Origin of the sequence: Chryseobacterium sp. NFX27, from assembly GCF_049887855.1 — a bacterium.
Lineage (GTDB): Bacteria > Bacteroidota > Bacteroidia > Flavobacteriales > Weeksellaceae > Chryseobacterium.
The window spans coordinates 46032-72795 of the sequence record NZ_JAGEKK010000010.1 but is presented as its reverse complement, the minus strand read 5'-3'; the positions used below and the strand labels follow the sequence as shown (position 1 = coordinate 72795).

21 protein-coding genes and 1 riboswitch are annotated in these 26764 nt (G+C 37.7%); of the genes, 17 read left to right on the top strand and 4 right to left on the bottom strand.

The window, feature by feature from the left end; translation table 11 throughout:
• Positions 1-21: 21 nt before the first annotated feature.
• The 4 genes from J4Q03_RS12920 (at position 22) to J4Q03_RS12905 (ending at position 4192) form a co-directional block, all read left to right on the top strand.
• A complete protein-coding gene (locus tag J4Q03_RS12920) occupies positions 22-1503 on the top strand; it encodes an OmpA family protein (RefSeq protein WP_426048579.1) in 1482 nt (493 codons plus the stop codon).
• Between the two features lie 95 nt (positions 1504-1598).
• Entirely contained in the window at positions 1599-2339 is a 741-nt protein-coding gene (locus J4Q03_RS12915) for a YebC/PmpR family DNA-binding transcriptional regulator (RefSeq protein ID WP_426048578.1), read from the top strand.
• 56 nt (positions 2340-2395) lie between these two features.
• On the top strand, positions 2396-3220 hold the full coding sequence (locus J4Q03_RS12910) for a UDP-2,3-diacylglucosamine diphosphatase (protein ID WP_426048577.1): 825 nt from the start codon (positions 2396-2398) through the stop codon (positions 3218-3220).
• Complete coding sequence (locus tag J4Q03_RS12905; RefSeq protein WP_426048576.1) at positions 3221-4192, top strand: glycosyltransferase family protein; 972 nt, start codon at positions 3221-3223, stop codon at positions 4190-4192.
• On the opposite strand, the gene J4Q03_RS12900 is transcribed toward J4Q03_RS12905, so the two are convergent.
• Positions 4181-4471, bottom strand: a complete 291-nt coding sequence (locus J4Q03_RS12900; RefSeq protein ID WP_426048575.1) for a GNAT family N-acetyltransferase — start codon at positions 4469-4471, stop codon at positions 4181-4183. The two genes, J4Q03_RS12905 and J4Q03_RS12900, sit on opposite strands and share 12 nt — an antisense overlap.
• Positions 4472-4653: 182 nt before the next feature.
• Positions 4654-5403 carry an RDD family protein gene (locus tag J4Q03_RS12895; protein ID WP_426048574.1) on the bottom strand — a complete coding sequence of 250 codons (750 nt, stop codon included), beginning with the start codon at positions 5401-5403 and terminating at the stop codon, positions 4654-4656.
• A 27-nt stretch (positions 5404-5430) separates the two neighbouring features.
• On the opposite strand from J4Q03_RS12895, the gene J4Q03_RS12890 reads away from it, so the two are divergent.
• From J4Q03_RS12890 to J4Q03_RS12860, 7 genes are all read left to right on the top strand, one after another.
• The gene (locus J4Q03_RS12890; RefSeq protein ID WP_426048573.1) at positions 5431-6414 is read left to right on the top strand and encodes a stage II sporulation protein M; all 984 of its coding nucleotides are present in this window, start codon (positions 5431-5433) and stop codon (positions 6412-6414) included.
• The gene (locus tag J4Q03_RS12885; RefSeq protein WP_426048572.1) at positions 6398-7360 is read left to right on the top strand and encodes a DUF4013 domain-containing protein; all 963 of its coding nucleotides are present in this window, start codon (positions 6398-6400) and stop codon (positions 7358-7360) included. The genes J4Q03_RS12890 and J4Q03_RS12885 overlap by 17 nt, the downstream gene beginning before the upstream one ends.
• Positions 7353-8150, top strand: a complete 798-nt coding sequence (locus J4Q03_RS12880) for a DUF4129 domain-containing protein (RefSeq protein WP_426048571.1) — start codon at positions 7353-7355, stop codon at positions 8148-8150. Before J4Q03_RS12885 ends, J4Q03_RS12880 begins: the two co-directional genes overlap by 8 nt.
• A gap of 14 nt (positions 8151-8164) precedes the next feature.
• Complete coding sequence (locus tag J4Q03_RS12875) at positions 8165-9322, top strand: hypothetical protein (RefSeq protein ID WP_426048570.1); 1158 nt, start codon at positions 8165-8167, stop codon at positions 9320-9322.
• 118 nt (positions 9323-9440) lie between these two features.
• A complete protein-coding gene (locus tag J4Q03_RS12870) occupies positions 9441-10472 on the top strand; it encodes an AAA family ATPase (protein ID WP_426048569.1) in 1032 nt (343 codons plus the stop codon).
• Positions 10473-10572: 100 nt separating this feature from the next.
• On the top strand, positions 10573-11895 hold the full coding sequence (locus tag J4Q03_RS12865; RefSeq protein ID WP_426048568.1) for a DUF58 domain-containing protein: 1323 nt from the start codon (positions 10573-10575) through the stop codon (positions 11893-11895).
• 70 nt (positions 11896-11965) lie between these two features.
• Positions 11966-12385, top strand: a complete 420-nt coding sequence (locus J4Q03_RS12860) for an OsmC family protein (protein ID WP_426048567.1) — start codon at positions 11966-11968, stop codon at positions 12383-12385.
• A 106-nt stretch (positions 12386-12491) separates the two neighbouring features.
• Here the strand turns inward: J4Q03_RS12860 and J4Q03_RS12855 are convergent, their stop codons facing one another.
• Both J4Q03_RS12855 and J4Q03_RS12850 read right to left on the bottom strand, forming a co-directional pair.
• Positions 12492-14753 (bottom strand): T9SS type A sorting domain-containing protein, encoded by a 2262-nt coding sequence (locus J4Q03_RS12855; RefSeq protein ID WP_426048566.1) that lies wholly within the window; start codon positions 14751-14753, stop codon positions 12492-12494.
• Between the two features lie 354 nt (positions 14754-15107).
• A complete protein-coding gene (locus tag J4Q03_RS12850; RefSeq protein ID WP_426048565.1) occupies positions 15108-17723 on the bottom strand; it encodes an MGH1-like glycoside hydrolase domain-containing protein in 2616 nt (871 codons plus the stop codon).
• A gap of 187 nt (positions 17724-17910) precedes the next feature.
• Positions 17911-18017, top strand: a riboswitch (SAM riboswitch).
• 61 nt (positions 18018-18078) lie between these two features.
• On the opposite strand from J4Q03_RS12850, the gene J4Q03_RS12845 reads away from it, so the two are divergent.
• The 6 genes from J4Q03_RS12845 (at position 18079) to metH (ending at position 26753) form a co-directional block, all read left to right on the top strand.
• Positions 18079-19017, top strand: a complete 939-nt coding sequence (locus J4Q03_RS12845) for an alpha/beta fold hydrolase (protein ID WP_426048564.1) — start codon at positions 18079-18081, stop codon at positions 19015-19017.
• Between the two features lies 1 nt (position 19018).
• Positions 19019-20557 (top strand): ACT domain-containing protein, encoded by a 1539-nt coding sequence (locus tag J4Q03_RS12840; protein ID WP_426048563.1) that lies wholly within the window; start codon positions 19019-19021, stop codon positions 20555-20557.
• A gap of 109 nt (positions 20558-20666) precedes the next feature.
• Positions 20667-21827: an O-succinylhomoserine sulfhydrylase gene (locus tag J4Q03_RS12835; protein ID WP_111957194.1), complete on the top strand. Its 1161-nt coding sequence runs from the start codon at positions 20667-20669 to the stop codon at positions 21825-21827.
• A 74-nt stretch (positions 21828-21901) separates the two neighbouring features.
• Positions 21902-22912, top strand: a complete 1011-nt coding sequence (locus J4Q03_RS12830; RefSeq protein WP_426048562.1) for a homocysteine S-methyltransferase family protein — start codon at positions 21902-21904, stop codon at positions 22910-22912.
• A gap of 82 nt (positions 22913-22994) precedes the next feature.
• Positions 22995-24086 carry a fatty acid desaturase family protein gene (locus J4Q03_RS12825; protein ID WP_426048561.1) on the top strand — a complete coding sequence of 364 codons (1092 nt, stop codon included), beginning with the start codon at positions 22995-22997 and terminating at the stop codon, positions 24084-24086.
• A gap of 6 nt (positions 24087-24092) precedes the next feature.
• A complete protein-coding gene (metH, locus tag J4Q03_RS12820; RefSeq protein WP_426048560.1) occupies positions 24093-26753 on the top strand; it encodes a methionine synthase in 2661 nt (886 codons plus the stop codon).
• The last annotated feature ends 11 nt before the right edge of the window (positions 26754-26764 follow it).

Genomic DNA, 26764 nt, shown 5'->3' with positions numbered 1-26764 from the left:
ATTATTTAATCATTTAATTCTATGAAAAATCTAAAATTAGGAATTTCAGCATTGGCGCTTACTGTTGCCTCTACTGTCTTTGCCCAGACTACCAATAATCCGTGGTTGATCGGAGTTGGTGCTCATGCGGAAAATCACAAGGCACAGAGAAACAACTTTAGTAATACGTTCTCTGCTAATAATTTAACGAAGACGATGTTCAATATGAACAACTTCTCTATTACACCTCCATTATCTAAATTAACAGTTGCTAGAAACATCGGTAAAGGTTTAGTTATCGACTGGCAGACTTCTGTAGGTAATGTAGACAATAAGAGATTCAACATGGGAAAAGAATTTTTCCTAATGACAGGTCTTGGTTTCCAGGCTAAAGCAGCTGGTCTTCTATGGAATGAAGAATCTTGGTTCGATCCATATTTGAGAGTTGGTGCTAACTACCTGAGACATGATTATACTGCTCTTACTTTCCCAAGAAACGACTACAGAGGTGAAGCTATTTCTAACGGAGACGGTGGTAACGAAAACGGTAAAGCTAACCACTTTACAGTTTCTACAGGTGCTGGTGCTAACTTCTGGGTAACTAAGAACTTCGGTCTTGGTGTTCAGGGTGATTATGTATCAACTCCAGGTGACAAATCTACAGTTGCTAACTTCTGGCAAGCTTCTGCATCAATCTTATTCAGATTCGGTAACAGAGACAGAGATAAGGATGGTATCCTAGATAAAGATGACCTTTGTCCAGATACTCCTGGTTTACCAGAATTCCAAGGATGTCCTGATACTGACGGTGACGGAGTTCCAGATAAAGACGATCAATGTCCAGAGGTAGCTGGTCCAGTTGAAAACAACGGTTGTCCTTGGCCAGATACAGATGGTGACGGTGTTATCGACAAAGATGATGCTTGTCCTACAGTAGCAGGTCCTGCGGAAAACAACGGTTGTCCTTGGCCAGATACAGATGGTGACGGAATCTTAGATAAAGATGACGCTTGTCCTACAGTTCCAGGTCTTCCAGAATACAACGGATGTCCTAAGCCTAAGAAGCAAACTGCTATTGAAACTACAGAAGCACTTAAAGGTATCTTCTTTGATTTCAATAAAGCGACTATCAGACCAGAATCTAGCGCTAAACTAGATAATGCTGCTAAAATCATCAAAACTGACGGAGGTAACTACCTAGTTGAAGGTCAAACTGATGCTAAAGGTGCTGCTGAATACAACTTGAAACTTTCTAGACAAAGAGCTGCTTCAGTAGTTTCTGCTCTAGAAGCTAGAGGTGTTGATGCTAACTCTCTTAAATCAATCGGTGTTGGTGAAACTAAAGCTACAGTTTCTGAAAAAGCTTCTGATGCAGAAAGACAAGCTGACAGAAAAGTTGTTGTAACTGCTGTTGAAGATGCTAACGAGTGGAATGCAATCGCTAAGAAAGATTACGCTGATGCTCCAGTGAAAAAAGCTACTAAAAAATCTACTAAGAAAAAAGTAGTTAAAAAAAGAAAATAATTAATTTTTCTAAATAATAAATACCTCCAATTTTTTGGGGGTATTTTTTTTTTGTTGACTTTTAGTTAATTTTGTTGAAAATTTAAAAAATTAAAATGGGAAGAGCATTTGAATATAGAAAAGCTTCTAAAATGGCCAGATGGGATAAAATGGCCAAAACTTTCTCTAAGATCGGTAAAGATATTGCCTTGGCAGTGAAAGCCGGAGGAACAGATCCTGAAGCTAACCCTGCTTTAAGAAGATGTATCCAGAATGCCAAGGGTGCCAATATGCCCAAAGACAATGTAGAAAGAGCGATCAAAAAAGCAAGTGGTGCTGATGCGGAAAACTACGAAGAAGTGACTTACGAGGGATACGGACAAGGCGGTGTCGCTTTCTTTGTTGAATGTACAACCAACAATACAACAAGAACTGTTGCCAATGTAAGAGCAATTTTCAATAAGTTTGACGGTAATCTGGGTAAGAATGGTGAATTGGCTTTCATCTTCGACAGAAAAGGAATCTTCAGCCTGGATCTTTCTCAAATCAAGATGGATTGGGACGATTTTGAAATGGAAATGATTGATGGTGGTGCTGAAGACGTAGAAAAAGATGAAGATGAAGTAATGATCACTACAGCTTTCGAAGATTTCGGCTCCTTGTCACATAAATTAGATGAACTGGGGATTGAAGCAAAAAGCGCAGAACTTCAGAGAATTCCTAACAACATCAAAGAAGTCAATGAAGAGCAGTTCAAAGCCAATATGAAAATGCTTGAGCGTTTTGAAGATGATGATGATGTGCAAAACGTTTATCACAATATGGAAATCACAAATGAGCTGATGAACTCACTGTAAAAATAATATAGCATTCATATACAGTTAACTTTCAATTAGTTTCTTTGTATAAAACTATGAAAAGAAACGTTGAGCTAGTTGTCATATCGGATGTTCATTTGGGAACTTATGGATGTAAGGCTAAAGAACTGTTGCGGTATCTCAATTCTATCCAGCCTAAAACGTTAGTTTTGAATGGTGATATTATTGATATCTGGCAGTTTAAAAAGTCTTACTTCCCTAAACCTCATTTGAAAGTGATCAAAAAGATCCTTTCATTGGCTACAAAAAATACACAGGTCTACTATATTACAGGTAACCACGATGAAATGTTCCGAAAGTTTACGGATTTTGAATTGGGGAAACTGAAGGTCTGCAACAAGATATGTCTTGATATTGATCAAAAGAAAACCTGGATATTTCATGGAGATGTTTTTGATGCGTCTGTTCAGCATTCCAAATGGATTGCGAAGCTTGGAGGGAAAGGCTATGATCTCCTTATTGTCATCAATAATGTGGTCAATTGGTTTCTAGAGAAAATGGGTAAAGAGAAATATTCGTTTTCCAAGAAGATCAAAAATAATGTAAAAAAAGCAGTTAAATATATCGGTGACTTTGAATTGACTGCTTCCGAACTGGCCATAGACAATCAGTATGATTATGTAATCTGCGGGCATATCCATCAGCCACAGATCCGCGAAGTCATCACTAAAAAAGGATCCTGTACTTATCTTAACTCAGGAGATTGGATAGAAAACCTCTCGGCCCTCGAATATCATGATAAAGAATGGAAAATATTTTATTATGACGACCACAAAGATTCACTTAAAGATGACGAAGCAGAAGAGATCCAGGACATGGACAGTTCCGAGCTTCTGAAAATAGTAACCAATTTTTCTTAAATGAAAGTACTGTATGCTTTTCAAGGGACAGGAAACGGGCATGTTGCCAGAGCACAGGAGATAATTCCCATTCTCAAAAAATATGCTTCGGTTGATACATTGATCAGTGGCCACCAGTCACAATTAAAGGCTGATTTTGACATTAATTTCCAACATAGAGGTATTTCTCTTCTTTATAACAAAACAGGCGGTTTATCCTATCGCAAAACGTTTACCGAAAATAAATTTCTTGAAGCTGTAAAAACAATCAGAGAGCTGGATCTTTCACAGTATGATCTGATCATCAATGATTACGAGCCTCTGACCGGCTGGGCCGGTAAGCTGAAGAAGCTGCCAATGATTGAACTGAGCCATCAGGCTTCCATGAGCTTTCCTGAAACACCCAAGCCTGAAAAGAAAGATTTTCTGGGTGAGCTGATCCTGAAATATTATGTTCCCAGTGAAAGGAAAATAGGTTTTCATTTTGAAAATTACCATCCTCAGATCAAAAAACCGGTCATCAGGCATAAAATCCGAAACCTTAACCCGGATAAAAAAGGATATTATCTCGTTTATCTTCCCAGCTTTGCGGATGAAAATATCATCAAGGTTTTAAAGCAGATTCCTGTAGAGTGGAAAGTATTTTCCAAGCACAGCAAAGTACAGGTTAAAGTAAAAAATGTAGAAGTTTTCCCTATTGACGAGGTTCAGTATCTGAAATACTTTGAAAGCTGCGATGGCATTTTGTGCAATGCAGGCTTTGAGACTCCCGCAGAAGCGCTTTTTCTGGATAAAAAACTGTTTGTAATCCCTATTCATAACCAGTATGAACAGGAATGCAATGCCAGCGCATTGGACCTTATGGGGATTCCGAATTCTAAAGTGTTAAACCTTCAGGAAATTATGGAATGGGTTGCTTCAGACCATCACTTAAAAGTAGATTACCCGGATGATATTGAGGAAATTTTGGTCAACGAAGTTTTAATTCTTTAAAAAGACATCATCTACATTGCTCATCCTTGTCATCACAGCTCTTGCATAGGAACAGTGGGGATATACTTTCCAGTTATTTTCTCTGGCAAATTTTATAGCTTCTTCAACGAGATATTTACCCATTCCCCGGCCCTCAAATTCCGGATGAACCAGTACAAAGGAAATAATAAACCTATTTTCTTCCGGAAAAATAGTATAGGTAAGTCTTCCGACTTCTTTTATTTCATTGTTCAGCGTAAGGACGCCGCCGTTTCCTGATTTGTTGTTTTCAAATTTCATAATTCAAACTTTGTTTTAAAGATGCAAAAATTGCACCGATGGATCATGTTAACGGTGAATAGTGGATGGTGAATAGTGAATTTGCTTCGCAGTCAATTTTAAACTTTATTAAGTACAGAAAATATTTTTTAACATTACCAATTAAACCATTTACTTGCGAAGCAAATTGATCATTAGAAATATCAGTTATCCTTCCCCGTATAGTAGTTATAGTCCTTAATTACCACATTGATAAACTGTCTCTCCGTCATCTTCCTGGGATCTATTTCCAGTTTTAAAATACTTTTGATCTTATCCGAAAGCCGGCTGATGATCTGGCGGTCATCTACTTTCAGAGCTTTGGTATAATTATCCTTAATGATCCGCATATCATTATCACTTAACGCAATGACCTGAGGAAATGAAGGGATATAGTCTTCATTAATGTTTTCTAAAATGGTATGGGAAATATTAATGTTATTCTTTAATGAGATCACTGCTGTACCGGACGCAATATCGCCCAGCCGTTGGTTATTTTTGGAAACAATCATAGAGATCAGGCCGACAACACCGGCTGCAGATGTGTCGATCAGTCTGAAAACCCACCGGATCAGATAATCACCGAAGCTCGCCTGGTAGCCATCAATTTTTACTACCCGGATCTTCATCAGTTTTTTTCCGGGCGTCTGTCCTTCCATCAGGCTTTCTAAAACAACGGGATAAATATACACAGGAAATGTGAGAACAATATAAACTGCCATGACAGACCATTGATCCAGTCCGGACAATAAATACCCGAGATCAAAAATATTGAAAAAAAGATAAAATATGATAACGGCATAAGCAACCTTTATCAAAAGATCGATAATGAAGGCAAGCATTCTTTCTCCAACACTGGCAATATTAAAGTTAATATTTACATTTTGTGAGGTATTTATCGCAATTTGAGACATAATTTTTATTATTTTAGCCTTACAATTATGAGAGAAGTTTATTTCATTAAACAAAATAAAGAAAAATGGTTGGGAATTGAACAGGTTATTCAAGGGAAAATAAAAAAAAATCCTGATGACCTGTCTTCGTTGTATATCAACCTGATCAATGATCTTTCATTTGCACAGACCTATTATCCTAAAAGTAATACAACGGTATATCTGAATCATCTGTCTTCACAAATATACCAGAAGATCTATAAAACCAAAAGGGTAGAAGAGAACAGGTTCATCTATTTCTTCAGGACAGAAGTTCCCTTGCTGGTACATCAATACAGAAGATATCTTATGTATGCTTTTCTGTTTTTCACTCTGTTTACCTCGATTGGAGTACTTTCCGGAGCATATGATAAAGACTTTGCCAATATCATTCTTGGAGAAGACTATGTCAATGAGACCATAGAGAATATTAAAAAAGGTAATGCTGTAGGGATCTACCAAAGTGGTTCTACATGGGGAAGCACAATCGGAATTATTTTCAACAATATTGGAGTAGGTGCGAAATTATATATTTATGGCATAATGGGAGGAGTAGGGACACTGTTTGCTCTGCTTTCCAACAGCGTTATGCTGGGATCCTTTCAATATTTTTTCTATGATTACGGTGCTTTGAAAGACAGTGCAAGAGGAATCTGGCTTCATGGTGTTTTCGAGATCTTTGCAATGGTTGTAGAAGCTATGTGCGGTTTGATCCTGGGAGCAAGCATTCTGTTTCCGAGAACATTTTCAAGATTTAATTCCTTTAAAAAAGGGTTTAAGGACTCCTTTAAAATCTTCCTCAGTACCATTCCGTTTACCATTTGTGCAGGAATTATCGAAGGTTACGTCACCAGGCATGCTTTGAAAATGCCGCTGGTGGTAAATTTAGCCATAATCATCAGCTCACTTGCCATTATAGGGTTTTACTACTTTGTTTATCCTTCGGTGGTTTATAAAAAAATTAATAATCACAACCATGATGCAGTTTTATAAAAAAAGAGAATTTGGGGCTTTTATCAGTGACAGCTTTAATTTTTTCAAATTATACGGAAAAAACTATTTTAAAAACTATATCCTGATCAACGGGCTGCTGTTAATCTTAACAGTTGCTGTCGTGATTTTTGGCTTTAGAGAAATTTTCGGGCAGCTTGTCGGCTCTAATATCAGTGGCGAAAGCTATTATTTCGAAAGGTATTTCTCAGAGAATGCAGGAATGCTGATCGTCGCAGGAATACTGGTCTTTGTACTTTTTGTCCTTTTGGGAATAGTCAATTATCTGTATCCGGTTTTCTATCTGAAAAGGATTACTGAAGGAGCCCAAAAGGTAAAGACAGATGAGATTCTGGGTGATTTCAAAAGAAATGCCGGAAGAATTGCTAAAATGTGCATAGGAATGCTGTTTATCGTGCTTCCTATAATGATGATCCTGATAGGTTTCTCTTATGTATTGATGTTGATTATCATTGGTTTTTTCCTGATGCTGCTTGTTTATCCTACAGCATTCAATGTCTCTGCATTTCTGATGTATGATTATTTTAACACAAAAAGAGGTTTTATAGAAAGTTTGAGCTATTCCATAAGATCGCAGTTCTCTTATCCGAACGGGAACGAAAAATCTCCCTACTGGAAATATTGGGGTGCCTCTATTATCATGTTTGTTATTATGTACATGATTACTTCTGTATTTACATTTATTCCTTTGTTCTTTGTTTACGGATCACTTCTTACATCTGCTCCAAATGGGAGTTTTGAAGAGAACCCTTTTTCAGGAGCAGCGGGAATCATTTTCTTTATATTCTATGGATTTTCAATGCTTGCATCGTTACTCCTTTCCAATCTGATGTATATCAATGCGGGACTGATGTATTATGACAGCAGGACGGATCTTCACCAGAAAGTTGAACTTGAAGAAATAGAAACCATAGGCATTAATGAATAAACTTCTTTTTTTTCTGCTGCTTTTTATCTCCATTGGTCCTGTTCATGCACAGAATGGGCATGAACCTGCAACGGTAGAAGACTATATTGCAGACTCTTTGGGAACCGGGCATTATAGAAATATGCTCCGGGCAGATTCGGTACTGATCAGAAAACCGGTTACAGAAAACAAGATTTATCCAAAGAAGTTCAGAGAAAATATTCAGTCAAGATATAAAGGAAATGAATTTGATTATTCAGTTTCAAAACCGAAAGAATCTTTCTTTCAAAAACTAATGAGAAGAATAGATAAGTTTCTGCAAAGCATTTTTGGAGAAACCGTTTTTACTAATTCTGCAAAAATAACCACCATTCTTATCCGGCTTTTTGCCATTATTCTGGTAGGATTTCTTCTTTATTTTATCATTAAATACCTGATAAGCAAAGATGGAAATTTTTTCTTCGGCAAGAAAAATAAAAAAGTGGATATTAATGCACAAGAGCTTCATGAGAATATTCACGAGATTAATTTTCCCGAAAGTATTGTGAAATTTGAAAGGGAGAAGGATTATCGTTCAGCGGTTCGTTACCAGTTTTTATTTGCCCTGAAAAAGCTGAGCGATAAAAAGCTGATCAGCTGGAATCCTGAAAAAACAAATAAGGATTATATGATGGAACTTAAAGCAGAACATCTTAAAAATGAATTTTCAGGACTGTCTTATATATTCGACTATGTTTGGTACGGAGAATTCACTATTGATGAAAAGGCTTACCAGAAATTTAAAGACCAGTATCAGGCATTTAAACCGTAATTAAACAATTAACCATGAAAAAGACCTTCAAAATATATGCTGTGATATTCATCGTTGTGATGCTTATTCTGGCGTTGCTTGAAGTCAATAAAAAAGAAACAGTCAACTGGCGTAAAAATTTTAATATCAACGAAAAATCTCCGTTCGGCCTGTTTGTTTTTAATAATGAAGCGAAAGATCTGTTTAAAAATAATCTGAAAAAAACAGAAGAAGCCCCTTATGATTATTATAGCCAGAGAAAAAAAGCCCCGCATAATATCATCGTTATAGAAAAAGACCTGGATAAAGAATCCTGGAAGAAAATCCTGGATCAGGTAACAAACGGTTCAGATGTGATGATTCTGATGAGCCGGGTTCCAAAAGATATTTCAGACAGTATAGGCTATCACAGCTCAGATATTTCTTTTGAAGAGGAAAATGTACTGAAGCTTACGGATAAAGAATACCAGAACGATTTTATTAAACTAGATAAGTTTCCGTCGGGCAGAGGTTTTTCTTACATTAAACCTAAAGTGGAAGTACTGGGTAAAACAGTGGAAAAAAATAACTCTGATCAGGCGAATTTTATTAAGGTCAGCTTTGGAAAAGGAACAATTTATGTCCATAGTGAACCTCTTTTCCTAACCAATTATTATCTTTTAAAACCTGGAAGTTTAAAATATACACAGGATGTTTTTTCGTATCTTCAGGATAGGGAAACCATCTGGTTTGTGGAAAATGATACCAAAGTTTCCCGTTTTTTCATGAGGTTTGTCCTGTCCAACCCCGCATTGAAGTATGCATGGTGGATATTTTTAGGAGGACTTGTACTGTTTATTTTCTTTAATGCAAAAAGAAAACAGCGGATAGTCCCTGTTTTGGAACCGCTGAGGAATACTTCGGTGGATTTTGTGAAAAGCATTGGAAATCTTTATCTTCAGGAAGGAAATTTCCATGATATGATGGCTAAAAAAGCCCAGTATTTTCTGAATAAAATAAGAATGGACCTGTTGATCGATACCCAGAATCTGGATGGAGAATTTGCTAAAAAACTTCATTTAAAAACAGGAAAACCAATAGAAATGATTGATGAAGCTATAGCTTTGGTCAAAAAAGGACAGGATCCTTATGCAAGCGTAATGAAAGAAGATCTTGTAAGAATGAATAAACTCCTCGATGAAATACTCAAATAATATAACAGACTAGTATGTAACAATGGATCAATAGATTACAGGATAAGCAGATATATTGACTGCCGATAAAAATACTGACTGTTAAGTCGTTACATTGTTGTTGAAAAAAAATATAATTATGGAAAACCTTGAAAACCAGAATGTAGAAAATCAAAGTTCTATCAATTTAAATAAAAACGAAGACCAGTTTCAATCGAGAATTGACATGATTGAGCTGCGTGCCAGCCTAGACAAAGTAAAAGCTGAAATAGCCAAAGTTATTGTTGGACAGGAAAGCATGGTCGAGCATCTTATTGCAGCCCTTTTATCAAACGGACATGTACTGATTGAAGGTGTTCCGGGGGTGGCGAAAACTATTACAGCCAAGCTTCTGGCAAAAACTATTGACGTAGGTTTCAGCAGGATCCAGTTTACACCGGATCTTATGCCTTCCGATATTCTGGGAACCTCTGTTTTCAATGTGAAAAACTCTGAATTTGAATTTAAAAAAGGCCCTATTTTTTCCAGCTTTATATTAATTGATGAGATCAACAGATCGCCGGCGAAGACCCAGGCAGCATTGTTTGAGGTAATGGAAGAAAGACAGATCACCATGGATGGAACCCGCTACATTATGGATGAGCCATTTCTGGTAGTGGCTACCCAGAATCCTATAGAGCACGAAGGAACCTACAGGCTTCCCGAAGCACAACTGGACCGTTTTCTGTTCAAAATCAATGTAGGATATCCGAATCTTGAGCAGGAAATAGCCATTATCAGAAACCAGCACGAAAGCAAAAAAGAAGATAAAACCGAAGGCGTCAACCATGTCATTACTGCCGAGCAGCTGAAAAGCTATCAGCACCTGGTAAAAGAGATCATCGTAGAATCCCAGCTCATGGAATATATTGCCAAAATTATTGTCAATACAAGAGAAAACCAGTTCTTATATCTGGGTGCTTCTCCAAGAGCTTCACTGGCCCTGCTTACGGCTTCCAAATCTTTTGCAGCCCTTAGGGGAAGAGACTTTGTAACACCCGAGGACATCAAAGAGGCAAGCTACGCCGTATTAAGACACAGAGTGATCGTTTCTCCGGAAAGAGAGATGGAAGGCCTTACAGCAGATGAAATTATACGCCAGATCTTAGAGGGAATAGAGATTCCGAGATAGATCATAGGGATTAGGATTTAGGGATTAGGTATAACAGGTAATTATTTATCACAGTTGATTCCCTAATCTCTAAATCCTATCCCCGAATCCCTAGCAAAAAATGAAAAACCTATACATCAATACACGATTTTTCTTTTCGCTCATCGGAGTGGGGATACTGTATGTCCTTGCATTTTTCTTTCCGGTTCTGATGTGGGCGGCTCATATTCTGTTGCTGCTGTGCTTTCTTGCGGTAATGGTAGATTATCTTTTACTGTTCAACCAAAAGAATGCAGTGCTGGCTCAAAGAATACTGCCGGAGAAGCTGTCCAACGGAGATGAGAATTTTGTAAAAATCGACATTAAAAATAATTACAGCTTTAAGATCAGTACAAGGATCATTGATGAAATTCCGTTTCAGTTCCAGAAAAGAGACTTTCTGATTACAAAAAATATTGAATCAGGTAGAAATACCTACTTCCAGTACAGCCTGGAACCAAAAGAAAGAGGAGAGTATAGCTTTGGAAACCTGAATGTTTATGCTTCTTCACCATTAGGCTTTGTGGCCAGAAGGTTTAATTTCCAGAAAGATGCTATGCTGCCTGCTTACCCGTCTTTTGTTCATCTCAGAAAGTATGAGCTGATGGCACTGCAGAGCGAGTTTATGCTGGGAGGGATCAAAAAGATAAGAAAACTGGGACATACCATGGAGTTTGAGCAGATCAAAGAATATGTTCCCGGAGATGACATCAGAACAATCAACTGGAAAGCCACCTCTAAAACGAACCGGTTGATGGTCAACCAGTTTCAGGATGAAAAATCTCAGCGTATTTTCATTCTGATTGATAAAGGAAGGACGATGAAAATGCCTTTCAATGGATTAAGTCTGCTTGATTACTCTATCAATGCAGCTATGGCTCTTTCCCATATTATCCTGAAAAAAGGCGACCGGGCCGGAATGATGACCTTTTCAAAAAAGACGGAGAATAAAATCGCGGCTGAAAATAAATCAGGTCAGCTGAAAAAGATCTCAGAAGCCCTGTACAATATTAAAACTGACTTTTTTGAAAGTGATTTCAACCGTCTGTATCAGGATATAAAATATTCTCTGAACCAGAGAAGCCTTGTTTTGCTTTTCACCAATTTTGAAACTCTTGACGGATTAAACCGGCAATTGAAATACCTCCGGGGTATTGCCAAAAACCACTTGTTGGTTGTTGTGTTTTTCAAAAATTCAGAACTGCATACTCTTATCCAAAAAAATCCTGAAAGCATGCAGGAAATTTATGACGAAATTATCGCTGAAAAATTTGAGTTTGAAAAGAAGCTAATCATTCAGGAACTTAGGAAATATGGGATCTATACGGTGTATACCCTGCCTGAAAACTTGAATATTGACGTTATCAATAAATATCTTGAGATAAAAGCGAGAGAAATTTTATAATTTTGCTTAATAAACCTGAGGGTTCAGTTATTCTGAACGGAGTAGAGGAATCTTACAATAAAATTTAAAAATGAAAATAACACTCAACCGACTCAACGACGATTTTTTATTTGAATGTACCAATTCCCAAGGGAATTCTATCCTTTTGGACAATACCTCTCAACCGGGAGCTAAGGGCGTTTCTCCTATGGAAAGTGTACTCATGGCTGTCGCCGGATGCAGTGGAATAGATGTAGTGGCTATCCTGAAAAAACAACGTCAGGAAATCACCGGTTTCAAAGCAGAAGTAGAAGGTGAAAGAATTCCTGTAGAAGATGCAAAACCATTCAAAGCTATCAAAGTGAAATTCCTTCTGGAAGGGAATATAGACCCTAAAAAAGCATTGAAAGCAGCTCAGCTGTCCTTTGAGAAATACTGTTCCGTATCAAAAACTTTAGAACCCAATGTAGAGATCGGGTATGAAGTTCTGGTAAACGGCGAGAAAGTTTAACTCAAGAAAATAAAAAGCAAAACCCCGGACATCTTATCCGGGGTTTTGTTTTATTATAAAATATCCTCTCATTGAATGAAAGGGTAAAATATGGAAAATGATTTTTTTAGTTTTTGATGATTTTTTTTGTAAATGTTTCTTTTTCTGTAATTATTTTGAAAATATATATTCCGGAAGTATTACCCTGAATAGAAACTTTTGTAGTTTGGGAATTAATTTCTGTTTGTTTCTGAATAATTTTTCCCTGCGCATCATAAATTTCAATTGAATTGATCTTAGAATCAGCAGTGACGTTCACATCTCCCTTTGTAGGACTAGGAAAAATATTTACAGTGTCTTTGTCTTTTGAAATATTATGTGTTGATAATACTGGCCCGGTAGTGCTGCAGTCTGTGTAAACAGCGCACGTAGTATTATTCATTATATCCAGTTGATCCTGCATGGCGACAGCCTCGCTTGCGTCACAACAGATAAATTGGCTTGGTGATGCAATAAAATAATCGATAGTTTCATTCACTCCATTTTTGATATATAACCTTTCCAATACAGAAGATGCTAAGAAGATGCTTTGCATGTTGGGACAATTATTTACGTTCAGACTTTTTAAATAATTATCGCCATTTGGAAAAGGCATATTAGTATCATAAAATTCATTGTAGCTATAGTCTTTTATGAGAATTGATTGTAGTTTTTGATGACCGTTGAAATTTAGATCAATAAATTTATTATAGCCAAGTGCTATAAGTTCCAGATTGGGAATATTATGAATATTTAATGCTGTTAGACTGTTATTATAAATATGCAGTTTTTTTAACTTGTTTGAATACCCTTGAATATTGGTCAATACATTGGCAGTACAGTCAAGTATTTCTACACTGGGTATTTTAGATAGGTCTACATTTGTAATTCTGTTAGCGGTTACCGTTAATATTTTAATATTGGGACTGTTGGCCATTAAGATATTATCTGTAGTAGTAAGTTGACCTTTATAGGCTTTGATTTCTTCTAAAACTGGGCAGTTTTTAACGTTCAGATTAGTTAGCATAGTTCGGCTTACATTTGTAGAGATCAAACTTGAGCAACCTTCAAGATTTACATCTTGTAAAGCAAATGTTTTTGGTGATGCGAGATAATTATCCCCATTATATCCATCATTAGTATGATTGAATTGTATTAAAGACGTGCAATTTTTTAAATTGACTCTTTCAAGAGCATTCTGATATTCTAAGCCGATATAATTTAAAGAACTGCAGTTTTCTCCTTTTAGATATTTCAGTCTCATCCCGGATTCAGGAAAATTAGCTGGACTGGAAAAAGGGACTTCTATATTTAAACTCAACATAGTTAGATGAGGCATATTACTTATGTCAATTCCTCTCAAAGGTTGATCATCAAATAGAATAGATTCCAAATTTGGAGATCCTTTTAGATCAACATCATATAGATTTCCCCAAAAATGGGTAGAAATTCCCCCATAATTTTCCTGTCCCGCCCCAGTGTATTTAATTTTCTTCAGGTTGCTCATTCCAAAGCTATTAATGGAACTTAGATGCATAGGAGTATTATAATAAGCTTCATTCAGATCTAATTCTTTGATTTGAGAGAGCTCAGACAATTGTAAAATACCATCTCCGTTTGCATCAATCCTGAAGTATTGGTTACTAAGGTTTTTTGCAACCATATTGGTCGGAGAGGCATAAAGCAATGCCGTTGTAAATGCCGGGTTCATATAAGGAACGTCATAAGTATTTTGAGAAATACTTCCTGTCGAAGGCAGAATATCTGAAACATCTTTACAAATGGTTGTAAGTAAAGGATTGTTCGTAACATTCAAAGACTGAATATTTACTGTTGTGCCGTCTTGAAAAGAAAGACCACTCAGGTGATTTCCGGATAAATTTATATTACTTAAACTTATAAGGTTCGCAAGATTGATATATTCGATAACATTATTGCTCAAATCAAGGTTCTTTAAACTCGGATTGTACTGCAGATACACTTCCCGAAGTTGATTGTTATTTGACTTTACAGTTTCAAGATTTTCTAACCCCTGGAGTTCCAAAAACATTAGATTATTATTTGAACAATCTAATTTTGCAAGATTCTTAAAATGAAAAATACTATTAAGTTCACCAATTCCTGAGCTTTGGATATTTAATTCTGAAACCTGTTCTGCTTCGTTCTTGTCAATATCGCCATCGCCATCAGCGTCTACGGCAAAATAATTTCCGGATAAATTTTTAGCAATGGTATTGCTGGCTGATGAAGAAAGGAGTTTTGCTTTAAAATTTCCACTAGTCTGAATACTTTGCGCTTTTAATCCTAACAGGATCATCAGGAAAGAAAAAAGAAATAATTTTGTTCTCATTATGTAATTGTATTGTGTTTTAATTTTGGATGATTTCTCACCTCATTTGAGATAAAAAATAATTATACCTGATAAAAATATCATCAGGAAAAAGAGTACAGTAAATAGTGGTTAAATAATTGTTTTAAATGATTTTTCTGAAAGTGAAAAAGAAGCCAGATGTAGGTAATAACAGAGAAACAGAGTATTCTGGTTCAGTTTCCCTAATAAGAGTATTAGGAAAGTAAAAGGGAATTTTGCTTTCATTTGTGTTTTTGTGGAGATAAATATAATTAAAATTATTAAGAATCCCCGCTCATCAATTAATTGATAACTAAAAGAATTGAAAAAGCCCCTTAAAAAAGAGGCTTTGAATTATATAGTCATTCTTGGTTTCATAAGCTTGGCAACCGTTGCCGTCCATCCGGTCTGATGAGAGGCTCCTACACCGCGGCCGTTGTCTCCGTGGAAATATTCAAAGAATGTAATATAATCTTTGAAATGTTCATCATAATTAAACTTGGCATTGCCTCCGTTAAAAGGTCTCTGCCCGTCTTCATCCTTTAAGAATAGTGAACATAATCTTTTGCTGATATTCTGTGCCACTTCATCCAGGTTTTTCTTCTCGCCGCTTCCGGTAGGAAATTCCACCTTTAAGCTGTTGCCATAGTAAAAATGAAAACGCTGTAAGCTTTCCACGATCAGAAAATTGATCGGGAACCAGATAGGACCTCTCCAGTTACTGTTGCCTCCGAACATCCGGCTGTCACTTTCTGCAGGCGTGTAATACACTACATTTTCCGTCCCGTGAACAGAGAATACAAACGGATTTTCTTCATATACTTTCGACATGGCACGGATCCCGTAAGAACTTAAAAATTCGTTCTCATCAAGCATTCTTTTCAGAACCTTTGTCAGCCTGTTCTTACGTAAAATGCTCATCAGATGCTTTCTTCCCTGTCCTTCCTCATCCCAGTGAGAAACAAGTTTCGTGAGTTCCGGTTTGTTTTTTAATACCCAATCCATTCTTGCCTGGAAATTAGGCATTTTCTCCAATAGTTTATGGTCTACAATTTCCACGGCAAACATTGGGATCAATCCTACAATACTTCTTAACTTCAATGAAACACTGTCTCCGTTACCGAGTTGCAGTACATCATAGAAAAATCCGTCCTCCTCATTCCATAAACCTTCCTTACCGTCACCCAGATTTTCCATGGCTTCAGCGATATACAGATAATGTTCAAAAAACTTAATCGCCATATCTTCATAAACCTGGTAGTACTGTGCAAGCTCCATGGCAATCCGCATCATGTTAAGCGCATACATCGCCATCCAGCTTGTTCCGTCGGCCTGTTCCAGATGCTGTCCGTCTTTCAGCACCATATTGCGGTCGAAAGCTCCGATATTATCAAGACCAAGGAAACCGCCGCCAAAAATATTCTTACCGTTTTTATCCTTTCTGTTCACCCACCATGTAAAGTTCAGGAGGAGTTTCTGGAAAACTTTTTCAAGAAATAAAAGATCAGGTTTTCCGTTCTGCTTTTCATCAATTTTGAAAACCCGGAAGCATGACCATGCATGTACCGGTGGATTCACGTCGCTCAGGTTCCATTCATAAGCAGGAAGCTGACCATTGGGATGCATATACCATTCCTTTGTTAAAAGCAGAAGCTGTCCTTTAGCAAATTCACCGTCAATAATGGAAAAAGGTACACAGTGAAAAGCCAGATCCCATGTCGCATACCACGGATATTCCCATTTATCAGGCATAGAAATGATATCCTTATTGTGAAGATGGTTCCATTCCGTATTTCTTACATACTCATTGAAATTCCTGGGAGCTTCGTGGTTGGGGTCACCTTTCAGCCATTTTCCCACATTATAATGATAGAATTGTTTATTCCAGAGAAGTCCTGCAAAAGCCTGTCGCTGAACATTCCTTTCATCTTCGGTTGTTGTTTCACTCTGGATATCATTGTAGAACTCATCGGCTTCGGCTGTTCTTGTACTGAAAATTTCATCGAACTTATCGAAAGGTTCGTCTGTTTCATCGGGGCACAATCTGAAATCAAAAGTTTTGGATTGTCCCGCACCAATCATTTCATCAATAATAAAAGATGCTTTGGTCCCTCTCTTTTCAGGATTTACCGTATTGCTTCCATAAATAATATGATCATTGATCCCGTCTTTAAAATAGGTGTTTCCGGGATAAGGGGCTCCGTATAATTTGGGAGTATTTGTTTCATTTTCGCAGAAAGCACTTTTCGCAGCCAGATTCCTTGAATAGAACTTCTTGATCGAAATGCTGTCATGGTTAATATCAATGCAGCCGTCATATGAAGCATGCATCTGGGCTTTGTAGGTATTGTAGCCCCATTTCCAGTTATTCCGGAACCAGGCAGTCGGAGCTATCACAATGGGAGCATCCTGATTGCTTCGGTTATGGATGGTTACCCTAGCAAGAATATCATTATGGTCTGCTTTACAGTATTCAATGAAGATATCGAAATATTCATCATTATTAAAAATTCCGGTATCAAATATTTCGTATTCCGGTTCCTTTTTACTTCGTCTGCCGTTTTCATCAACAAGATCATCATAAGGAAAGGCATTGACAGGATATTTGTACACCATCTTCATGTAGCTGTGGGTAGGTGTATTATCTAAATAATAAAAAATTTCTTTGATATCCTCGCCGTGGTTACCCTGGGGGTTGCTTAATCCAAAAAAACGTTCTTTTACAATTTTATCTTTTTTATTCCAGAAGGAAAATGCAAAACAGAAAAGCTGTTTCACATCGGAGATTCCTGCGATACCCTCTTCGCCCCATCGGTAGGCGTAGCTTTCTGCATTATTATGGTTCGCGTAATGCCAGGCATTTCCGTTCGGGCTGTAGTCTTCACGTACATTTCCCCATTGTCGGTTGCTGACATAGGGACCCCAGTTTTTCCATTTAGCATCTTGTAATCTTTCTTTCTCAACAGTCATATTTCATCACTTTTTCAATACGAAGTTAGTTTTTTTGAAAAATAATTCCAATTCCTTTCACCTGAATAATTATTAACATACCCTTGAAACGCTTATTATTACAGACTTTTTTAATAATAAATATTTTTTCTTTTTAATTTTAAAAGAAAAGACTTATCTTTGCAGAGCGTTCATTCAAATATTGAAAATGTTATCAAGAAAGGTTGAGGGATTAGACCCTATGAAACCTTAGCAACCCTTTGTGCAAGCAGAGAAGGTGCTACGTTCTACCAATTTATTTTGGACAGATAACTTACTGAAGTTCTTTTCAGCCATTTCCTGTGGCATTTTCAATTGTATTAAAATAATAATAGAATTGAAAACAGAACTAAACTATATTAATCTTTCGTATCGTACCCATTCCCAAAAGGAATACCATATCCCGTTGACCTATCAGATCTTCGGGAAAGACCTGTATACAGCACCCGTTATATTAGTAAATCATGCCTTAACCGGAAATTCAAATGTTTCCGGAGGAAAAGGATGGTGGAAACAGCTGATTGGTGAAAATCAGGTTATTGATACGAATAAATACACAGTTCTGTGTTTCAATATTCCCGGAAACGGGTATGATCATTTTTTAATTGACGAATACGAAGACTTCACGCCATCAGATATTGCTGAAATATTTCTGAAAGGCCTGGAAGCTTTACATATCAAAAACCTTTATGCCATTATTGGAGGCTCTCTCGGAGGAGGAATTGCATGGGAAATGCTTACCAAACAACCACAGTTGGCAGAAATCCTTATTCCTATTGCCTGCGATTTTAAAACCCACGACTGGCTTCATGCCCAATGCCTGGTTCAGAAATTTCTGCTGAACGGAAATGACGAGCCCCTGCAGAAAGCAAGAATTCATGCGATGCTGTGTTACAGAACACCTCAGTCATTAAATGACAGATTTCAAAATAGATACGATCAGGAAAAACAGAGATTAGAGTCAGAAGATTGGCTCGTTTATCACGGGAATTCATTAAACGAAAGGTTTAGTTTAAGATCTTATAGATTGATGAACCATCTGCTGATGAATATCAATACTGAAGAAGAACAGTTAGATAAAATAGGTGCCCGAATACACCTTATCGCTGTAGATACAGATTTATTTTTTCCCGCTTCAGAAATCCGAATGTGCTTTGAACAGCTGAAAGAGAAAAAGAAAGAAGTTTTCTATCATGAAATACAGTCAATTCACGGGCATGATGCCTTCCTAATGGAATACGAACAATTAAATACTATCATAAAAAATATTTTGTAGAATGAGAAATGCTAACGAGATAAAGTTTTTAAAAAACAGATCAATCATCAAGTTTGAAGGAGAAGATTTCCTGGGTGAAATCGGGATCGACGGAAGAGTTTTTAAAGCGCTTACTTTGGCGCGTATCAGTGTTGGAGTGATCTCCCAACAGGCCATTGAAAACGGAATATCCATTCTGGTAAATGAAGCCGATGCAGAAAAAGCAGTGACCTGCCTGATCGATGAGTTTGAGCCGGAGAGAAAATCAGGAAAGGTTTCACAGATTTACAGCATCAATAATGTTTCCGTACTTGGATTTGTAGCGGAAGATTTCAATAAAGTTCTTGCAGAGCTGGCCAGAAACAATGTTTTTCCCCTTCTTCTCAACCAGATTGCAGGAGAAAACAGAGTCAATATTGTTGTTACCTCTTCCCAGGATGAAAAAACGAAGAACATCATTGAATCCGAAATATTCAAAAAACCTAAAACAGTTCATCTGGCAATCATTGGCCACGGAAATGTTGGAAAAACATTAATAGAGCAGGTTTTACAGTCGTCTGAAGAAATCAGAAGACGTAAAAAGATAGATCTTAAAGTAGTTGCAGTAGCCAATTCAAGAAAAATAGCTTTCAATAAAAAAGGCTTCAATGCAGACTGGAATGATGAGGTTTTAACAGCAGAACATCCGTCAAATGTAGAGGAGCTCATCAATTTTTCAAAAGAAAATCAGTTGGAAAATCTGATCGTCGTAGACAATACAGCAAGCAAAGATTTTGTGAAAAATTATCATGCACTGGCTGAAAACGGTTTTGACCTGGTTTCATCCAATAAGATTTTCAATACACTTCCCATAGAAGAATACCGTAAACTAAGATATACGTTGAGTAAAAATAACAGACGTTATCTGTATGAAACCAATGTAGGAGCCGGTCTCCCATTGATTGACACCATAAAACTGCTGCATCTTTCAGGAGAAAATATTACAAGAATAAAAGGAGTTTTCTCAGGATCACTAAGCTATATCTTTAATAATTTCTCGGTGAGAAATGATAAATTTTCAACCATTATCGGAGAAGCAATGGAAAAGGGATATACAGAACCTGATCCGCGTGAGGACCTTTCCGGAAATGACGTGGCAAGAAAACTTCTGATCCTGGCAAGAGAATTAGATCTTATCAATGAATTCCAGGATATCAACATCCAAAATCTAATTCCTGAAGATCTTCTGTCCGTAGATAAAAATGAATTTATCTCAAGGCTGGATGAACTGGATGAAGAGTACCGGAAAATTAAAGAAGGGCAGGAGCCCGGACATGTGCTTCGTTATGTGGGCGATCTTCACGGTGATCTTCAGAAAGACAAAGGACAACTTGATGTGAAATTGGTTTCTGTACCCGGCACTTCTGCATTAGGCCAGCTGAAAGGTTCAGACTCTATTTTTGAAATCTATACAGAAAGTTATGGTGAAAACCCAATCGTGATTATGGGTGCCGGAGCCGGAGCTCAGGTAACAGCAAGAGGCGTTTTCGGAGATATTTTAAGAGTAAGTGAAACCAAGTAAATCATTGTATCAATCTAACAGTATAACAATGTACCAATAATGCTGTCTCAGAATTGATGCAGATCTCATAAGTACAACGATGTACTGATATATTATTAAATTAAACTATATGGAGAATTTTGAAACATCAGCGATAAGAACCCAGACTGAAAGAACCCAGTTTGATGAACATACAACACCATTATATCTTACATCCAGTTTTATATTTCAGGATGCAGAAGATATGAGAGCAAGCTTCGCTGAAGAAAAGCCTAAAAACTTATACAGCCGTTTTTCAAACCCGAACGTGACAGAATTTACCGATAAGATTGCCATAATGGAAGGGGCAGAAGCCGGTTATGCATTTGCAACGGGAATGGCTGCCATTTATTCAACATTTGCGGCTCTATTGAATGCCGGCGATCATATCGTCAGCTGCCAGTCGGTGTTCGGGTCTACACATACCTTGTTTACAAAGTATTTCCCGAAATGGAATATCGAAACTACTTATTTTAAAGCTGGAGATGCTGAAAATGTAGAACAGTATATTAAGCCCAATACAAAAATCTTATACCTAGAAACCCCAACCAATCCGGCTATTGAAATTCTGGATCTTGAGTTTTTTGGTCAGATTGCAAAAAAACACAACCTTATTTTTATTGTAGACAACTGTTTTGCAACACCTTATCTGCAACAGCCAATTAAATATGGGGCAGATGTTGTTGTACATTCTGCAACAAAACTTATTGACGGTCAGGGAAGAGTATTAGGTGGAGTAGCTGTAGGAAAAGCCGACCTTATAAGAGAGATCTATCTTTTTGCAAGAAATACCGGACCGGCGATGTCTCCTTTTAATGCATGGGTATTATCAAAAAGTCTTGAAACACTGGCTATCCGTGTTGAAAAGCATTGTGAAAATGCTTTGAAAGTGGCTGAGTTTTTAGAAAGCCATCCCAATGTAGAATTAGTAAAATATCCTTTCCTAAAATCCCATCCAAGTTATGAAATTGCTAAAAAGCAGATGAAACTGGGCGGAAATATCGTAGCTTTTGAAATTAAAGGAGGAATAGAAGGCGGAAGAAACTTCCTGGATAAAATAAAATTATGCTCGCTTTCTGCCAATTTGGGAGATACGAGAACTATCGTAACTCATCCTGCATCAACCACACATTCGAAACTGACGGATGAGGAAAGAAACGAAGTAGGTATTACCGCAGGTTTGGTGCGCTGTTCCGTAGGCCTTGAACATGTAGATGACATCATAGCAGATTTAAAACAGGCTTTAGACTAACTGGACAATGGTTAGCTTAGTTACGGCAGAGCAAATTCTATTAATAATAATTAGCGATCAAATGATAATTTAAAATGAAAAATTCAGAACAACTATACCAGGCCATATCTGAGAGAATATTAATTCTTGACGGAGCCATGGGAACTATGCTTCAGCGTTACAAGTTTGAAGAAGAAGATTATCGAGGGGAGCGTTTCAAAGACTGGGAGCATCCGGTAAAAGGAAATAATGACCTGCTTTCCCTGACACAGCCTCAGGCGATTGAAGAGGTTCATAAAAAGTACCTGGAAGCAGGAGCAGACATCATAGAAACCAATACATTCTCAGGAACCACTATTGCCATGGCAGATTATCATATGGAAGACCTGGTGTATGACCTGAACTATGAGTCCGCAAAAATTGCCAGAAAAGCATGTGATGAATTTACAGCTAAAGACCCAAAAAAGCCCAGATTTGTTGCCGGTTCCATAGGACCTACTAACAGAACGGCAAGCTTAAGCCCGGATGTAAATGATCCGGGATACAGAGCGATCACCTTTGAAGAATTAAGAATGGCCTACAAACAGCAGTGCGAAGCTTTGCTTGATGGTGGTTCGGACATTCTTCTGGTAGAAACCATCTTTGATACCCTGAACGCAAAAGCGGCTCTTTTCGCGATCGATGAAATTCAGGAAGAAAGAAATATAAAAATTCCTATTATGGTTTCCGGAACCATTACTGATGCTTCAGGAAGAACATTAAGTGGACAGACTGCAGAAGCATTCCTGATCTCAGTGTCACACTTAAATTTACTGAGTGTGGGGTTCAACTGTGCCCTGGGAGCGGATCAGCTGACTCCTTATCTGGAAACGTTAGCGCATAATTCAGAATTCTATGTTTCAGCTTATCCGAATGCCGGACTTCCCAATGCTTTCGGAAAATATGATGAAACACCTGAGGATATGGCTAGACAGATCAAAGAATATGTGGAGAAAGGATTGATCAATATTATAGGCGGATGCTGCGGAACCACGCCGGATCACATCAGGGCTATTGCAGATCTGGTGGCAGAATATTCACCAAGAAAATTGAAAAAATTTGTCTGATTTAATAGATTTTTTTAATTAAATATGGGGTAAGTGCTTGATTATAAATGTTATCTTTAAATAAGTCACAAAATTTAACATTATGGAAAAGCCAAGTTACTTGAAAAATTCAGAGGATATAAGACTTTTTAATGAACTGAGAAAGAAAGTGAATCAGCGTTTAGAACAGATTCCCGAAAACAGGGACATTTATATACAGATCAAAGCAGTTATCCTGCCTTTGGTCTATTTTGCGTTGTATTTCTTTGCTTTATTTAATGCGGACAAATCCTGGATGTATATCGGAAGCTTTGTTTTAATGGGGATATGTTTAGTCCTGATTTATTTAAACCTGATCCATGAAGCAGCCCACAATAACATTTATAAAAGTAAAAGACTGAACTCTCTCGTGCTGCGTATTTTTGACCTTGTAGGAGCTAATTCATACATCTGGAAAAAAAGACATATTGCCAGCCATCACGCCTATCCGAATGTGGACGGATGGGATACGGATATAGAACAGAGCGGTCTGCTGTTAATTGTTCCGTGGGTTAAAGCAAAAGGAATCCAGAAATATCAACATAGATTTTTCTTCATGGTGTATCCTCTTTACCTGTTCAATTGGATGTTTATCAGGGATTTCAGAGATTTTTTTGATAAAGAAAGAGTGATTTTAAAAACTCAGGGTTCCATTCCCTCCATTGAAAAAATAAAAATGGTGATATATAAGCTGTTCTATTTCTTTTATCAGATTGTGGTTCCCATCCTGTTCTTTAAAGTATCCCTAGGCCTGGCTTTGGGAGCCTGGAGTCTTCAGATCATTGCGGCAAGTATTTTTGCGCTGTTTGTATTACTGCCATTGCATCCGCTTCCTGATAACGCTTTTCCAAAGCTGGATACAAAAAACGGGCTTCCGTTCAGCTGGCTTCGTCATCAGTTTGAGGTGACCAATGATTTAAAAGAAAATAACTGGCTGGTGAGAAATGTTTTAGGAAATTTTAATTTTCATGTGGCCCATCATCTTTTTCCGAATTACAGCTATATGTACTATAACGAGATCACAGAAGAGATCGAAGAATTTGCAAAAGAACATGGCTTGGAATATAAAAGATTTCCAATTTTTACTGCTTTAGGCAAGCATGTAGATCTGTTGCGGCAGAATGCAAACAATGCCTATTATATTTTAGAAGAATAAAAATTAATGAAATATTTAAGATTGTCGGGCCTTGAGCCTCTTATTATAACGCCGGAAAGTAATTTCATCAATGTTGGTGAGAGAACCAATGTTGCCGGCTCCAAAAAATTTTTAAGACTGATCAAAGAGGAGAAATTCTCGGAAGCACTCGATATAGCCCGCCATCAGGTAGAAGGAGGAGCTCAGATTCTTGATGTCAATTTCGATGACGGATTGATTGATGGAAAAGCTTCCATGATCAAATTTCTGAATTTGATAGCTTCAGAACCGGATATTTCACGAATTCCCATCATGATAGACTCGTCCAAATGGGAGATTCTGGAAGCCGGGCTTCAGGTGGCACAGGGTAAATGTGTTGTCAATTCCATCAGTCTCAAGGGCGGTGAAGAAGAATTTATCAAGCAGGCCAAAGCCGTTAAAAGATACGGTGCGGCAGTTATTGTAATGGCATTTGACGAAACAGGTCAGGCAGACAATTATGATCGGAGACTTGAAATTTCAAAGCGGTCGTATGATATTTTGGTTAATCAGGTGGGTTTCCCAGCTGAAGACATTATTTTCGACCTGAATATTTTCCCTGTAGCAACAGGAATGGAAGAACACAGAAGAAATGCCATCGATTTCATCGAAGCTACAAGATGGGTAAGGCAGAATCTTCCTTATGCTTCCGTGAGTGGTGGGGTAAGTAATGTTTCGTTTTCGTTCCGTGGAAATGATACCGTAAGAGAAGCCATGCATTCCGTATTTCTTTATCATGCCATTCAGGCTGGGATGAATATCGGGATTGTAAACCCTTCCATGCTGGAAGTATATGATGAGATCAATAAAGAACTTCTGGAGCTTGTGGAAGATGTGATCCTTGATAAGAGAGAGGATGCTACGGAAAGGCTTCTGGAGTATTCTGAAAAAAATAAATCCGTCAAAAAAGAAATAGTTGAAGAGCTGGAATGGCGTACAAGGCCCTTACAGGACAGGATTACCCATGCTTTGGTAAAAGGAATCGACCGCTTTATCGAAGAAGATGTAGAAGAAGCCAGAAAACAGGCTGCAAAACCGCTGCACGTTATTGAAATAAATCTTATGACCGGAATGGGCGTTGTGGGAGACCTGTTCGGAAGCGGAAAAATGTTCCTTCCGCAGGTGGTAAAATCTGCCAGGGTAATGAAAAGAGCTGTGGCTTATCTGCAACCCTATATTGAAGCGGAAAAAGACGGCACAAGGCCTGCCAACGGGAAAATTCTGATGGCTACAGTAAAAGGTGATGTCCACGATATCGGAAAAAATATTGTGAGTGTGGTATTAGGGTGTAACAATTATGAGATTGTGGATCTTGGGGTAATGGTTCCAGCTGAAAAAATTATTCAGGCTGCTATAGAACATAAGGTTGATGTAATAGGATTAAGCGGACTGATCACACCAAGTCTTGATGAAATGGTATACATCGCTTCAGAATTGGAAAGGCAGAATCTCAATTTTCCTCTGTTAATTGGTGGTGCAACCACATCAAAAGCCCATACGGCTGTGAAAATCGATTTAAAATATAAAAATGCGGTAGTTCATGTGAACGATGCCTCAAGAGCAGTAAATGTAGTAAGCTCATTGTTAGGAGACAGAAACAAAGACTACGTTTCAGAGCTGAAGGACGAATACTCTGATTTCCGTGAAAAGTTTCTGAACAGACAAATTGATAAAGATTATGTTTCTATTGAAGAAGCCAGAAAAAGTCATTTCAGCATCGATTGGAAAAACGAAGAAATTTTTACACCGAATAATTTAGGGGTAACCGTAATAGAAGATCAGGACTTAAATGAATTGCTCCCGTTTGTTGACTGGTCGCCATTCTTCAGAAGCTGGGATCTTCACGGGAAATACCCGAATATTTTTGAAGATGAGGTGGTAGGAGCCCAGGCTAAAGAACTGTTTAAAGATGCACAGGTTATTTTAAAAAGAATCCTTGATGAAAAACTGCTGAAAGCAAAAGCGATCTTCGGAATTTTCAAAGCGAACTCCAATGAAACGGATGATATCTTAATCTTTAACGAAAATAATGAAGAGCAGGCCAGGTTCCTGACTTTAAGACAGCAGGCCCAGCGTTCAAAAGGAAAAGAATATTTGGCATTAAGCGACTTTATTGCACCCCAGGCTTCCGGCAAAACAGATTATGTAGGAGCTTTCTGCGTTACTACAGGCTTCGGTACAGATGAACTTGCGGAAGAATATGAAAAAGCAAATGATGATTATAATGCCATCATGGTAAAAGCTTTGGCAGACAGATTTGCAGAAGCTTTTGCTGAATTTTTACATAAAAAGGTAAGAACAGAATACTGGGGCAATGCCAACCAGGAAAATTTAAGCAATGAAGAGCTGATTGCAGAAAAATATAAAGGGATCCGCCCTGCACCGGGATATCCTGCATGTCCGGACCACCTGGAAAAGAAGACCATCTGGGACCTTTTAAAAGTAGAAGAGAACACCGGGGTTTTCCTTACCGAAAGTCTGGCGATGTTCCCGACAGCATCCGTTTCCGGGTATTATTTCGGAAGTCCGCATGCGAAATATTTCGGCCTTGGAAAAATCACAGAAGATCAGCTTAAGGATTATGCAGAAAGAAGAGGCTGTAGTATTCAGGAAGCAAGAAAGTGGTTGTCACCCAATTTAGCGGATTAAATAAATATATC